The sequence below is a fragment of the Agromyces agglutinans genome (genome assembly GCF_009647605.1).
GTDB classification, from domain to species: domain Bacteria; phylum Actinomycetota; class Actinomycetes; order Actinomycetales; family Microbacteriaceae; genus Agromyces; species Agromyces agglutinans.
The window spans coordinates 37376-50823 of record NZ_WJIF01000016.1; the positions used below are offsets into that span (position 1 = coordinate 37376).

14 protein-coding genes are annotated in these 13448 nt (G+C 72.7%); 3 read left to right on the forward strand and 11 right to left on the reverse strand.

Going from position 1 to position 13448, the window contains the following annotated elements; all coding sequences use genetic code 11:
- Window positions 1-54: 54 nt before the first annotated feature.
- The 7 genes from GE115_RS17655 to GE115_RS17685 all read right to left on the reverse strand — a co-directional run bounded on the left by GE115_RS17655 (window position 55) and on the right by GE115_RS17685 (window position 8693).
- Entirely contained in the window at window positions 55-1911 is a 1857-nt protein-coding gene (locus tag GE115_RS17655; RefSeq protein WP_153686073.1) for a Xaa-Pro dipeptidyl-peptidase, read from the reverse strand.
- 170 nt (window positions 1912-2081) lie between these two features.
- Window positions 2082-3446 carry a PucR family transcriptional regulator gene (locus GE115_RS17660; RefSeq protein ID WP_153686074.1) on the reverse strand — a complete coding sequence of 455 codons (1365 nt, stop codon included), beginning with the start codon at window positions 3444-3446 and terminating at the stop codon, window positions 2082-2084.
- A 77-nt stretch (window positions 3447-3523) separates the two neighbouring features.
- Entirely contained in the window at window positions 3524-5098 is a 1575-nt protein-coding gene (locus GE115_RS17665; RefSeq protein WP_153686075.1) for a sensor histidine kinase, read from the reverse strand.
- Window positions 5095-5841, reverse strand: a complete 747-nt coding sequence (locus GE115_RS17670; protein WP_153686076.1) for a response regulator transcription factor — start codon at window positions 5839-5841, stop codon at window positions 5095-5097. Before GE115_RS17670 ends, GE115_RS17665 begins: the two co-directional genes overlap by 4 nt.
- 84 nt (window positions 5842-5925) lie before the next feature.
- A complete protein-coding gene (locus tag GE115_RS17675; RefSeq protein ID WP_153686077.1) occupies window positions 5926-7083 on the reverse strand; it encodes a class I SAM-dependent methyltransferase in 1158 nt (385 codons plus the stop codon).
- 146 nt (window positions 7084-7229) lie between these two features.
- Entirely contained in the window at window positions 7230-8303 is a 1074-nt protein-coding gene (locus tag GE115_RS19320) for an alpha/beta fold hydrolase (RefSeq protein ID WP_216648862.1), read from the reverse strand.
- Between the two features lie 9 nt (window positions 8304-8312).
- On the reverse strand, window positions 8313-8693 hold the full coding sequence (locus tag GE115_RS17685) for a hypothetical protein (RefSeq protein WP_153686078.1): 381 nt from the start codon (window positions 8691-8693) through the stop codon (window positions 8313-8315).
- A 165-nt stretch (window positions 8694-8858) separates the two neighbouring features.
- Here GE115_RS17685 and GE115_RS17690 point away from each other — a divergent pair, with 165 nt between their 5' ends.
- On the forward strand, window positions 8859-9566 hold the full coding sequence (locus GE115_RS17690) for an amidase domain-containing protein (RefSeq protein ID WP_153686079.1): 708 nt from the start codon (window positions 8859-8861) through the stop codon (window positions 9564-9566).
- On the opposite strand, the gene GE115_RS17695 is transcribed toward GE115_RS17690, so the two are convergent.
- Entirely contained in the window at window positions 9545-9952 is a 408-nt protein-coding gene (locus GE115_RS17695; protein WP_153686080.1) for an SIP domain-containing protein, read from the reverse strand. The genes GE115_RS17690 and GE115_RS17695 overlap by 22 nt on opposite strands.
- A 55-nt stretch (window positions 9953-10007) precedes the next feature.
- Window positions 10008-10394 carry an MmcQ/YjbR family DNA-binding protein gene (locus GE115_RS17700; RefSeq protein WP_153686081.1) on the reverse strand — a complete coding sequence of 129 codons (387 nt, stop codon included), beginning with the start codon at window positions 10392-10394 and terminating at the stop codon, window positions 10008-10010.
- A 169-nt stretch (window positions 10395-10563) separates the two neighbouring features.
- Here GE115_RS17700 and GE115_RS17705 point away from each other — a divergent pair, with 169 nt between their 5' ends.
- Both GE115_RS17705 and GE115_RS17710 read left to right on the forward strand, forming a co-directional pair.
- Window positions 10564-10899, forward strand: coding sequence for an ArsR/SmtB family transcription factor (locus GE115_RS17705; RefSeq protein WP_153686082.1), 336 nt, complete (start codon window positions 10564-10566; stop codon window positions 10897-10899).
- Window positions 10896-11354: an SRPBCC family protein gene (locus GE115_RS17710; RefSeq protein WP_153686083.1), complete on the forward strand. Its 459-nt coding sequence runs from the start codon at window positions 10896-10898 to the stop codon at window positions 11352-11354. The genes GE115_RS17705 and GE115_RS17710 overlap by 4 nt, the downstream gene beginning before the upstream one ends.
- Window positions 11355-11500: 146 nt before the next feature.
- Here the strand turns inward: GE115_RS17710 and GE115_RS17715 are convergent, their stop codons facing one another.
- Both GE115_RS17715 and GE115_RS17720 read right to left on the reverse strand, forming a co-directional pair.
- On the reverse strand, window positions 11501-12508 hold the full coding sequence (locus GE115_RS17715; RefSeq protein ID WP_153686084.1) for a sugar phosphate isomerase/epimerase family protein: 1008 nt from the start codon (window positions 12506-12508) through the stop codon (window positions 11501-11503).
- Entirely contained in the window at window positions 12505-13374 is an 870-nt protein-coding gene (locus GE115_RS17720) for a sugar phosphate isomerase/epimerase family protein (RefSeq protein WP_153686085.1), read from the reverse strand. Before GE115_RS17720 ends, GE115_RS17715 begins: the two co-directional genes overlap by 4 nt.
- Between the last annotated feature and the right edge of the window lie 74 nt (window positions 13375-13448).

Here is a 13448-nt window from a genome sequence, read left to right on the forward strand (position 1 = left end):
AACGGCCGGCCGACGCGGTCTCCCGCGCCGGCCGGCCGTCCGTCGTACGTGCGACTACTGGGCCGCGCGGAGCGAGGCCTGCAGGGCGTCGGTGCCACCGACGAGCGGCAGGTGCAGTTCCGACTTGAACGGCCGCACCGAGAGCGTGGTGCCGGGTGCGGGGCGCACGGTGTACTCCTGGTCCGACGACATCACGACGACCCCGATGCGCGATCCGGCGTTGAACACGTAGTCCTTCGGCTCGAAGTCGAACGCGAAGTCGTAGGCCTGGCCGGGCACGATCGGCTCGGTCAGCCAGGCGTCGTTGCGGTTCTCGACGTCCATCCAGCCGCGCGTGATGATCTTCGGCTCACCCGACGCCGGGTACTCGACGAGCAGGGCGGTGAGGTTGGCCTTGGCACGGTCGACCGACAGCTCGAGCGACACCGACGGCGTGCCCGAGAGCCGCAGCGGCGCACCGAGCGCGTCGGTGCGGTACGCGAGTCGGTTCGGCGACGTCTCGGCCGCGGCGAGCACCGACGCGCGGATGCTCGCGTCGTCGACGAGGTCCTCGACCGCCTTGTTCGAGTCGCGCGAGATGCCGAGCCCGCCGACGCCGTCGGCTGCTGCGGCCGGGCGGAACTTGAGCTTCACGTCTTCGGCGGCGGGGTCGGGCCACTCGGGGTACTCGGTGAGCGTGCGGTCCTCGCGGACCACGTAGGCCTTGGGCAGCTGCTCGACGCCGTTCTCCACGTCGTAGAGGTAGCGCGTGAACCAGCGGTTCAGCAGCGTGTCCGTCGGGTTGCCGCCGTGGCCGCCCTGGTGCAGGTAGATCTGGTGCGGCACGTCGTTGGCCTTGAGCGCCTCGTAGAGGTCGGAGGCGTGGCCGGTCATGACGTTCCAGTCGTTCAGGCCGTGCGCCACGAGCGTCGCTGCCGAGATCTGGTCGGCGTCGGCGAGGTAGTTGCGCTCCTCCCAGAACTCGCTCCGGTCGCCGGTCGCGCGGTCCTGGTTCGCGCGCAGCTCGTCGAGGATCGGCTGGCAGATCTCCTGGTCGAACCGGGTGTAGACGTAGTCCGCGAGCACGTCGAGGTCTTCGCCCTGGTAGCCGCCCGGAGCCCGCACAGCACCGTCGGAGCGGTAGTAGCCGTACCAGTCGGAGATCGCCGACACCGGGACGATCGCCTCGAGGCCCTCGACACCCGTGCTCGCCACGCCGATCGGCAGCGTGCCGTTGTACGAGGTTCCGGTCATGCCGACCTGTCCGGTGGTCCAGTCGGCCGCGACCTCGGTCGCCCGGTCGGGCGCCGTGTAGGCCTTCGCGCGGCCGTTCAGCCAATCGATGACCGCCTTGCCGGCCAGCACCTCGTTCGGTGCGCCCGAGGTGGGGCAGCCCTCCGACCAGCCGCTGCCGAGACCCTCGGCGTGCACGACGGCGAAGCCGCGCGGCACCCAGGTGCTCTCGAGCGACCGTGAGATGGTGGGGCTCGTCCGGTTGGTCGGCGTGAAGGCGGGCCATCCGGGCTTCTCGGACGGCGGATCGCCGATCTCGTGGTCGACGGGCCAGTTCGTCACCTGCGTGCCGCCCGCGTAGTAGGGGCTCATCTCCATGAGCACGGGCACCTTGAGGCCGGTGCTCTCGGTCTCGGGCACCCGGCTGACGTCGATGTGCACGAGGTCGGGCTTGCCGTCGCGGTCGGAATCGACCTCGCTCTCGACCCAGGCCTCCTCATTGATCCACTCGGATGCGACCCGGGTGAACACGGCCTGCGAGAGGCCGTCGACGAATGTCGGCTCGGCGGGCTCGGGCTCGGGCGTCGCCTGCGCGGGCGAGGCGGCGACGACGAGGCCGCACGCGAGGACCGACGTCACCGCGACGGCGAGCGCGCGACCGCGTCGCCTGCCGACGGCGCGAGGGATCGCTGGTGTCATGAGGATGCTCCTTCGATCGAGAGCGGGCGGCACCCGTTCGCCGTGGGACACGGGCGACGGCCACCACCCGGTGGCACTGCACACGCTACGCATGGCCCTCGCACAGGGCACGCGTCAGGTGTCGCGACCCGGCGCCGGACTGCTCGACAGATGTCGAGGCCGAGCGATGCTCAGGCGACCTCGCGCGTGCGTCGGCTCCGCCGCCCGCCGCGCTCGCCGGCGCGGAGCAGCAGGGCGACGTGCAGCCCGAGCCGGTCGAGCCCGTCGCCGAGATCGATGCCGAGGATCCGCTCGACCCGGGCGAGACGGTTGTAGAGCGAGGTCCGGTGCACCTTCAGCCGCGAGGCGGCCTCCTGCACGTGCCCGGCCGCGGCGAGGTAGCACTCGAGGGTCTCGAGCAGCACGGGCCCGTCGCGTTCGGCGGCCAGTCGCTCGAGGCCCGGCTGGAAGTCGCCCGAGCGGAGGCCGAGCGCCGACGCGGAGTCGAGCCCGCGGTAGACGCCGAGGCGGTCCCAGTGCACGACCGGCCCCTCGAGGCCGAATGCCTCGCCGATGGCGAGCGCGCGCCGGCCCTCACGATAGCTGCGGCGTGCGGCGGCGACCGCCGAGGCCGCTCCGACGCCGATCCGCAGGCCCCCTGCGAGCGATGCACCCGTTCCGCCCGCTCCGCCCGCTCCACCCGCGCCGCCCGCTCCGGCGGTATCGGGCGACCGCGGAGCCGTGCGGTCACCCGGCGTCACGGCCGCCGAGGCAGCCGCGGCCAGAACGGTCGCGGCGATGCGCTCGGGGTCGGCGAACCGCCCGAACGACGCGGGCACGACGAGCGCGGCGTGGTCGCGGCGCGTCAGCGCGAGCACGCTGCGGCCGCCCAGCGCCTGACGGGCCCGGCGCGCCACGCGCTCCAGCGACGGCCTCGCGGCATCCGCAGCGTCGCCGGCCGAACCGGCGGACCCGCCCCACCCGGCCGACCCGGCCGACCCGGCCGACCCGGCCGATCCTGCCGCGAGGACGAAGACCCGAACGCGACCGCCGTCGAACCGCCCCGATTCGCCGAGCTCGTCGGCGGCGCGGCGGCGCAGTTCGGCACGGCCGAGCACGAGCTCGCGCGCCAGCTCATCGTCGCGGGCTCCGTCGAGATCCTGCGAGTTGCGGGCGCGCGCCCACACGTCGGCCACCTGCTCGGCGCAGCTGCCGGCACGCTCGAGGTCGAGCGGCGCACCGAGCCCGGGGTCGATGAACCAGAGATGCCCGAACACGACGCCCGCGCGGGCGATCGGCACGCACACGCGCGGCAGCATGCCGAACTCGGCGTTGCCCGGCACGCGCGTCGGCGCCGTCGCCGCGTACACGCCCAGCCCGGTGATCCACGCGTGCACGGCGGGATTCGCGCGGTGCTCGAGGATCGAGCTGCGGCGCACGTCGTCGATACCGTCGGGGTGCGGGCTGTACGCCACGACGCGGCGACGGTGATCTTCGAGCAACGCCGGGCGCCCGAGCTCGTCGGCGATGCGCGTGATCGTCTGTTGCAGGGTCATGAATGGTCTCGGTCGCTCCGGGTGCGGGCATGCCCAGCCTACGCGGCAGCGATAGGTCTCGGTCTCGATACGCTTCGCTACTCGACCGCCGGGGCCGACGGAGGCGCCAGCGGCAGTCGCACGGTGAAGACCGTACGCCCGGACTCACTCGCGACCTCGACCGATCCGTGGTGCGCTTCGACCACGGCCCTCACGATCGCGAGGCCGAGGCCCGTGCTGCCCGCACGGCGCGAGCGCGACGAGTCGCCGCGCGCGAAGCGCTCGAACAGCGTCTCGCGCACGTCGGGATCGATGCCGGGACCGTCATCGGCGACCGAGATCGTCGCGCGCGTGGCATCCGTCGACAGGGTCGCGCCCACCGACGTGCCCGCCGGCGTGTGCACGCGCGCGTTCGCGAGCAGGTTGCCGACGACCTGGTGGAGGCGCGCGCGGTCGCCGGGCACGACGACGGGTACGTCGGGGAGCTCGACCGACCAGTCGTGGTCGGGGCCGGCGACCTGGGCGTCGGCGACGGCGTCGACGAGGAGCGCGCCCAGGTCGACCTCGTCGTCGACCAGGTCGCGGCCCTCGTCGAGCCGCGCGAGCAGCAGCAGGTCCTCGACGAGCTCGGTCATCCGCACCGACTCCGACTCGATGCGCCCGAGCGCGTGCACGACGTCGTCGGGCAGGGCGCCGCCGTGCATGCGGGTCAGTTCGGCGTAGCCGCGGATCGATGCGAGCGGGGTGCGCAGTTCGTGCGAGGCGTCCGCGACGAATCGGCGCACCTTGCGCTCGGACTGCTCGCGAGCCGACAGCGCGGATGCCACGTGCCCGAGCATGCGGTTGAACGCCGTGCCGAGGCGGCCCACCTCGGTGCGCGGATCCTCGACCGCGACGCGCTCGTCGAGGTCGACGTCGCCGCGGTCGAGGGGGCGTTCGGAGACGGCCTGCGCGGTCGCGGTGACCTGCTCGAGCGGAGCCAGCGCGCGGCGCACCACGAACGAGCCGATGCCGAGCACGAACGCGAGGCCGGCGACCGCGACGATGGCGACGGTGATCGTGAGCTGCGCGGTCTGCGCGGTGACCTCGGCGAGCGGCAGCGCGAGCACGATCCGGACCCCGGGTGCGGTCTCGATGGTGAGCGAGCGGTACTCCCCCAGTTCGCCGGCCCGGATCGTGTGCACCTCCCGGTCGACGGGCACGTCGGCGAGCGCGGCGAGCGCGGCGGGCCCCGCCGGCAGGAGCTCGCCCTCGGCGATGTACGCGGCATCCGACAGCTGGCCGACGAAGATGCCGCCGAGGGTGCCGTCGGGCTGGCCGGGCACGCTGAGGAACTCGCGGACCGTGGCGCTCGGATCGGTCGGGATGCCCGACCCGGTCGCGCTGTCGGCGCGCTCGGCCGCCGCGCGCAGGCTCGCGTCGAGCCGCGCGACGCTCGCCGTGTGCACCTGCACGACCGCCGCGACGCCGATCACGACGCCCATGGCGACGAGGAGGCCCGCGACGAGCGTGAGGAGTCGCCGGCGGAGCGTCCACGGCGCGCGGCCCTTGGGCACGTCGCGGGACGGGTCGGCGTCCTCCGGCGCGACACCGCCCGCGACATCGCCAGCGCCCCGCGCGCCCGCCACCGCGCGCGCGGCCGCGGCGTGGCCGGGATCGCCGGGGCGAGTCATCCGTTCGCCGCTTTCAGCAGGTACCCGGCGCCGCGCACCGTGTGGATCATCGGCGGGCGCCCCTGGTCGATCTTCTTGCGCAGGTAGGAGATGTACAGCTCGACGACGGACTCCTTGCCGCCGAAGTCGTACGACCAGACCCGGTCGAGGATCTGCGCCTTCGAGAGCACGCGGCGCGGGTTGCGCATGAGGAAGCGCAGCAGCTCGAACTCGGTCGCGGTCAGCTCGATCGGCTCACCGCCCCGCTCGACCTCGTAGGAGTCCTCGTCGAGCGTGAGGTCGCCGACGCGCAGCACCGGGTCGCGTTGCTGCGCGAGGGTCAGCGTCGAGCGGCGGATGAGTCCGCGCACGCGCGCCACGACCTCCTCGAGACTGAACGGCTTCGTGACGTAGTCGTCGCCGCCCGCGGTGAGGCCCGCGATGCGATCGTCGAGCGAGTCCTTCGCCGTGAGGAAGAGGACCGGCGTCTCAGTGCCGTCGGCGCGCACGCGCTGGAGCACCTCGAGGCCGTCGAAGTCGGGGAGCATGATGTCGAGCACGATGGCGTCGGGGCGGAACTCGCGCGCGGCCTTCACGGCGCTCACGCCGTCGCCCGCCGTGCGAACGTCCCAGCCCTCGTAGCGGAACGCCATCCGCAGCAGCTCGGCGAGGGATGCCTCGTCGTCGACCACGAGCACGCGCACCATCGAGCCGTCGGGCTTGTGCAGCTGCGGGGCGCGGTGGGTCGTCGGCTCGGTGCTCATGCTCCCAGTATCGCGACGCCGCTATGCGTTCCCTATGTCTCCGCTGGACATGTCCCCGTCGGACGTTCAGCCAGCCGGCTGGCGCTACCCGATGCGATAGAAGCGCCAGAACGGGTTCTCGATGCCGAGCACCTCGACCCCGTCGTATCCCGCTTCGCTCGCCCAGCGGCGCAGCGTCGGCGCCCGCAGCACGGTGCCGTTCGCGTCGGCGGCGGACTCGGCCGTCGTCGCCGGCAGGCAGTGCAGCACGCTCATCGCATAGAGCATCCGCTCGACCGGGTCGGCGTCGGCCTGGAACGCCTCGCCCACCCGCTCGTCGGCGACGAGCAGCGCTCCGCCGTCGGCGAGCGCCTCGCGGAAGGCGGCGAGCGCTGCGGCAGGCCGGCCCATGTCGTGCAGCGCCTCGAACACCGTGACCAGGTCGAACCCGGCCGGCGCGTCGACGGCCTCGGCGGCGGCGCGCACCGTCGCGGTCTCGCCTGCGTCGCCGACCAGGAACCGCACACGGTCGGCGACGCCGGCCACGGCCGCGTGCCCGCGAGCCTCGTCGATGGATGCCTCGTCGAGGTCGACCCCGACGACGCGTGCCCGCGGGAACGCCGCGGCGAGCGCGACGCTCGACCACCCGGTGCCGCAGCCCGCGTCGAGCACGACGCCGCCGCGGTCGAGCGCCGCAGCGCGGTCGGGCAGCGCTCCGACCCAGTCGCGCATGGCGTGGTGGAACCCCGGGCGGTTCAGCGCACCGAGCCCGTGGCGCAGTTCCGCGCCGTACGCGTCGAACGCGACGCCGCGGCCGTGCGGGAAGTCGGCGACCACTGCGGGGAATGCGAGCGCGACGCCCGCGAGCACACTCGCGGCCGGTGCGGCGTGACCCGGGTGCAGTTCCTCGACGAGCCCGGGCACGTGGTGGCCCGGGAGCGTGAACGGACGGGCATCGGCAGCGGGGGCGGCGGTCTCGGCGTGGAGGATGCCGGCCGCGGCCTGCTGTTCGAGCCATTCGCGGGCGTAGCGCGGCGCGATGCCCGTCGCCTCGGCGAGCTCGACGGGGTTCAGGGGTCCGCGTTCGTGCAGCGCCCGGTAGAGGCCGAAGCGCCGGCCGAGCTCGATCGTGAGCAGGGTGGTCGCCGCGCCGAGCATGCCGACGAGCTGCTCGGCGAACTCGCCGATGCGGGCGGCCTCCGCCTCCTCGGCATCGCGCAGTGCGCTCGGTTCGGGCTCGGTGTGGATCAGGGTGTCGGACATCTCGGCTTCCTTGCGTGCTTGCTTGCTCTGCGCCGCACGGTCGAGCGGCACGAGACCCCAGTGAACGCCGCACGCCCGTCGGCGGAATCCCCGGTTCCGGCCAACCTCGGCTGGCCGGAACCGGCCAGCGTGCGCCGGGCACCCGGTCAGATGACCTCGTGGCGCAGCGCCCACGCGGCGGCGGCCGTGCGCGACGGCACGTCGAGCTTCAGGCGGATGTTGGCGACGTGGCGGTGCACGGTGTGCGCCGAGAGCATGAGCCGCGTCGCGATCTCGCCATCGGTGCATCCCTGCGCGACGAGGCGGAGCACCTCTCGCTCGCGTTCGGTCAGGCGTGCCGTCGGCACGGCCGCACCCGCGCTCGCGACCACGCCGGCGCGCGACCGCCCTCCGGACGCATCGACCGGCGCGCCGAGGAACGCGAGCGTCTCGCGGACGACCGCATCGGCGTCACCGCGCCACGGGAAGTGGTCGTCGCCTTCGAGCTCCACGAAACGGGCGTTGCGGATGCGCCGGGCGATGTCCTTGCCGAGTGCGAACGGGATGGCGCGGTCGTGGCGGCGGTGCAGCACGAGCGTGGGGGCGAGCACGTCGCCGAGGTGCCCGGTCGCGTCGAACGCGTACACGGCGCGCAGCGAGGCGAGCGCTACCTCGCGCGAGGCCGACCGCCGCTGGAACTCCACGAACTCGGCGCGCTCGTCTGCGGTCGCGTCGGGCAGGAAGAGGTCGGCGAGCACCCGTGAGCCGAGCCCCCAGTGCTGCGCGATGACGGCGAGCATGGCGTCGCGGGCCGCGGGCGACGCGAGATCGGCCCCGCGCGCGTACGAGCCGTACAGCACCAGCGCGTCCACGCGCTCGGGGTGACGGGCCGCGTAGAGCGACGCCACCCCGGCGCCCGAGGACGCGCCGAACAGCGCGACCCGGCCGGGCGCCGCCTCGTCGATGAGCGTCTCGAGCGTCGCGAGCTCCTCCTCGAGCGTCCGCGCCGGGATGCCGCCACGGTCGGACACGCCCGCGCCGGGCCGGTCGTACCTGATGACCGTGCGATGCCGCGCGAGCGCCGCGGCGAACCGGCGGAACCGGGCGTTACGCCAGTCGAGCTCGAGATGACTGGACCACCATCCGCCGATGACAAGCGGAGCCCCTCGGCCGACGGCCGACCACGCGATCGATGCGCCGTCGTGCTCCGCGTAGCGGATGACCTGGTCCTCGGGTTCCACGCCCCGAGTCTAGGAGTCGAGGGATGCTCGACCTAGGTCCGAGAGTGCGACCGGCAGCTCATCGCGGTGTTCGGCCAGCAGTGCGCGGGCCCCGGCCAGCTCGGGTCCGCCGTCGTCGCCGAGGAGGGCGACGACGTGCTCGCCGGGGAGGAGGAACTCGTCGCCGCCGCCGCCGGCGGGCGACGGGACCAGCCGGAGGATGCCGCCGGCCAGCTGCACAGCCAGCCACTCGCTCGCGGCCTCCTCGGCGGCGCCGGCCAACACCGCGAAGGTCGCGACATCGACCGGTCCGGCGTCGAACAGCACGCGGTAGTACCCGCGTGCCCGGCCGACGGCGATCGACGCGCGGACGCGCCCCTCAGAGGCTGTGGCGGTGAGATCAATCGACATGGGATCCTCCTCGATCGGGTCGCCACGGTGCGGGCGACGATCAGATTCCAGATCGAAGCGGGGCCTGCGGCATCCCGCCTTCGAGCCATCGCCGACTGGCCGGTTCGGGCCACGCCGCGGTGCATCCAAGGCGACGCTCAGGTGGCTTCCGTACCGTCGAAGGCGATGTCGGAAACGCCCAACTCCCCCAATCCCGCCGTCCGCCGCAACCGGCTCGTCGCGATCGGCGTCGCCGCCGCGCTCGTCGTCGGCGGCGGTGCGGCGACCGCGATCGCCCTCGGCTCGGGCGGCGCCCCCTCGGATGCCTCCGGCGCAGCCGCCGCCGATGCGGCCGCCGAGACGTCGACGGACGACTCGTCCGGCGAGGCATCCGACCGCGACCTCTCGCCGGCCGTCGCCGCGCAGCTCGCCTACGTGAGCGCGCACTGGCGCGACACGTCGAACGAGGAGTTCGGCTTCCTGGAAGAGAGCGACTGCGTGAACTTCGCGAGCCAGTCGCTGCTGGAGCGCGGCTGGACGACCGACGACGAGTGGTGGTACGAGCCCGGCGGCGACCCGTACGCGCACGCGCCCGCCTGGATCAGCTCGACCGCGTTCCGCGACTACCTCGAAGCCCACCCCGAGCGCGCGACCGCACTCACCGACGCGCAGCGCGAGCGGGTGAAGGTCGGCGACATCGTGCAGTTCGACTGGGACGACTCGGGCGACCGCGACCACACCGGCATCGTGACCGCCGTCGAGATGCGCGACGACGGCAGCGTCTCGATCGAGTACGCCGGCCACACGGACGCCACCTACGACTACACGGTCGACGAGGCGATCACCGAGAAGCACCCGGGCGGGATCGCGTACTACTGGAGCGTTCCCGAGTGAGCTGAGCGAGCGGATGCCTCGCGCTCGAGGTCACGGGCGTAGGCGTCGACGAGGCTCGAGCCGCGCGCGCCGAGCCAGACGTCGAGCTCGACGCCGCCCTCGGGCCGCATCCACTCGCCGAGCCAGTGGTCGACTGCGGCGATGAGCGCCTCGCCGCGCGGAGCGACGCCGCTCGCGCGCTCGCGGAACACCCAGTGCACGCCGACGCCCGCGGGCGCGCCGAGGGGCGCGATCTGCAGGGCGTTGCACGCTTCGATCAGCACGAGGCCCACGGCGTCGGCCGGGCACGCCTCCAGCTTGGAGCGGATGACGGCCAGGTCGCCCGTATCGCCCGCGAACAGCACGCGAGGCGCCTCGGGTTCGCGCTTGCGCATACGACTGGCCATGCCGCCACTTTAGGTAAGCCTTACCTGAACCGCAAGTCGGTGCAGCCGGCGCACCTCACCCGTCGTTCATGCCGAACGTCGCCGGGTCGACCGGGCGCGCGGCTCGGGGAAGGTTCGCAACGACGAGCCGATACGACTCGGTGACCAACTCGTCGACCAGGCGCTGCCCGAGCGTCCCGCCCGGGCGCAGCGTGATCCAGTGCCGCTTGTTCATGTGGTAGCCGGGCGTGATGCCCTCGTGCTGCTCCCGGAGCGCCCTGCCGTCCTCCGGCGCGGACTTCAGAGTGACGATCGGTTCCCCGGTGATCTCGGTCAGCAGCATGAACACGCGGCCGCGGACCTTGAAGACCTCCCAGTCCGGGCCGAACGGGTACTCGAGGACGGCGCCCGGCAGCTCCTCCGCGCGGCGCCTGGCGCACTGCTGCACGGCGTCGAGCCGCATGCGTCCTCCCGAGATCGCGGTGGGAAGTTCCGAACTGCGGGAGGTCCGAACTGCCGGAGTTCCGAAGTGCCGGAGTTCCGAACTGCCGCCTTCGCTCGATGGTAGACACATCGACCGACCGACCGACAATTCATTGCACCTTCTGGTTCAGTGTTGTATAGTGAACCGCATGGTTCACAGTGAGGTCCTCGACGCGGCGTTCGCCGCACTCGCCGATCCGACCCGGCGCAGCGTGCTCGTTCGGCTCGGCGACGGGCCGGCGACGGTCACCGAACTCGCCGAGCCGGCGGGCATGTCGGTGACCGGCATGGCCAAGCACGTGCGCGTCCTCGAAGACGCGGGTCTCGTCACGACCGAGAAGGTCGGACGCACCCGCCAGTGCCGGCTCGGCACCGAACGATTGGACGACGCCATGTCGTGGATCGGCTTCTACCAACGGCTCTGGGACCGTCGCCTCGACGGCCTCGACGCCTTCCTCCTCCTCCAGAAGGGAACGACATCATGACCGACACGACCGCCCTCAGCCTGCGCATCGAGCGAGCGCTTCCGGCCTCCCCCGAGGAGGTGTTCGACGCCTACACCGACGCCGAGAAGCAGAAGATCTGGTTCTCGATCCTCGACGAGGATCCCGGCATCGTGGAGATCGAGGTCGACCTGCGAGTCGGCGGCACGCAGACCGCCGTCTGGGGCCCCGACCGCGAGCATCTCTTCCGCGAGACGCAGACCTTCCTCGAGATCGACCGGCCGAACCGGCTGGTCACCGAATCCGTCGGCAGCGGACCCGACGGCGACTCGATGACCACGCGCGTCGAGATCGACTTCGCCCCCACGAACGGCGGCACCCTCATGACGATCGTGCAGTCGGGCTTCCCGACGCCCGAGGTGCGGGACTTCTTCGAGACGGAGGCCTGGATCGGCGCGCTCGAGCGCATCGAGGCCTACCTGCGCCGCGAGGCCTGACGCAGGCTGCGCTCGACCGACGACACGGCCCCGTCGGTCGAGGAGCGACGAAGGAGCGTATCGAGGCTACGTCCGCGGGTCTCGATACGCGTCCTCCTTCGTCGGGCGCTCCTCGACCAGCGAGATCGACTCCTCGACCGACGACCTCACTGGTTCGAGAATGCCGCGTCGAACGAGGCGGTCGGCCGCGGGAACAGCTTCGACCGGATGAACCCGACGGCCTCGGCCGCGCCGTGCAGCCGGTCCATGCCCGCGTCCTCCCACTCAACCGAGATGGGCCCCGTGTAGCCGATCGCGTCGAGCGCGCGGAACGCGTCCTCCCACGGCACGTCGCCGTGCCCGGTCGAGACGAAGTCCCAGCCGCGGCGCGGGTCGCCCCACGGCAGGTGCGACCCGAGGATGCCGGCGCGGCCGGTGGCCGGACGCATCCGCGTGTCCTTGCAGTCCACGTGGTAGATGCGGTCCTGGAAGTCCTGGATGAACCCGACGGGGTCGATGCCCTGCCACATCATGTGCGACGGGTCCCAGTTGAACCCGAACGCCTCCCGCCGGTCGATCGCCTCGAGCGTGCGCACGCTGGTCCAGTAGTCGTAGGCGATCTCCGACGGATGCACCTCGTGCGCGAAGCGCACGCCCTCGGCGTCGAACACGTCGAGGATGGGGTTCCACCGGTTCGCGAAGTCCTCGTAGCCCGCGTCGATCACCGACGCCGGCACGGGCGGGAACATCGCCACGTACGGCCAGATGCTCGACCCCGTGAACCCGACGACGACGTCGACGCCGAGCTTGCGCGCGACGCGCGCCGACCGCTTCATGTCGTCGGCCGCGCGCTGCCGCACGCCCTCGGCGTCGCCGTCGCCCCACGTGTACGGGCGGACGATGCCCTGGTGGCGGAAGTCGATCGGGTCGTCGCACACCGCCTGGCCGGTGAGGTGGTTGGAGATGGCGTGCACCCCGAGCCCGTACCGCTTCAGGATCTCGCGGCGCTCGTCGAGGTAGCCCGGCTCCTCCTCGGCGAGCTTGAGGTCGAGGTGATCGCCCGAGCACGCGATCTCGAGGCCGTCGTAGCCCCACTTCGCGGCGAGGCGCGCGACCTCCTCGAACGGCAGGTCGGCCCACTGGCCGGTGAACAGCGTGACCGGGTGCGTGCTCATCGTGGTTCCCTCTCGTTCTGCAGTTCGTTCAGAAAGTGGATGCTCCGTGCCGCGAGCTCGTCCTGCGTGGCGGCCAGCGGCCGCCACACCGAGGCCGCGACCGCGATCGTCGCGTTCTCGCCGGTGAAGCTCTCGAGCCCGAGCGGCCCGGGATAGCCGACGTCGTCGAGCGCGTCGAGGAACGCCGGCCAGTCGAAGTGGTCGTCGCCGACGGCGCCGCGGTCGTTGCCGCAGACCTGCACGTAGGCGACGTGCTCGCCCGCGGCGCGAACGGCATCGCCGACGTGCTTCTCCTCGATGTTCAGGTGGTAGGTGTCGAGGGCGAGGCCGAGGCCCGGCCCGAGCAGCGGCCCGAGCGCCTCGAGCGCCTGCTCGACGGTGTTCACGAGGCTCGTCTCGTAGCGGTTGAGCGGCTCGATCGCGAGACGGATGCCCCGCTCCTCGGCCTGCCGCACGACGGGTGCGAGCGCCGAGCGGAGCTCGCCGTAGCGGCCCGCGCGCTCCTCGGCGTCCATGCGCCACGTGCGCCCGGTGGCCGCCGTGAACGGACCCGCCACCACGCGCGAACCGAGCCGCTCGGCGACCTTCACGCAGTGCACGAGGTAGTTCTGCGTCGCGACCACCTCCGAGCCGGGCGCCGCGACGAGGTTGCGGCCGGGGCCCATCGCCCCGATCACGACGGGGGCGAGGCGGTGCTCGGCCAGCACCTCGGCCGCGGCATCCGGCGACCAGTCGCCCGGCTGCTCGACCGGCAGCTCGATCGCGCCGAATCCCATGCCGGCCGCCTTCGCGGCGAGCTCGCGCAGCGAGCCGTCGTCGAGCGGCGAGGTCCAGACCCAGGTGTTGACGCCGATGGTGCGGCGCATGCTGCCTCCTTGCAGGGGTGCGATCGGGGAAACCCGTCGGTCGAGTAGCGAAGCGTATCGAGACCAGGCGAACG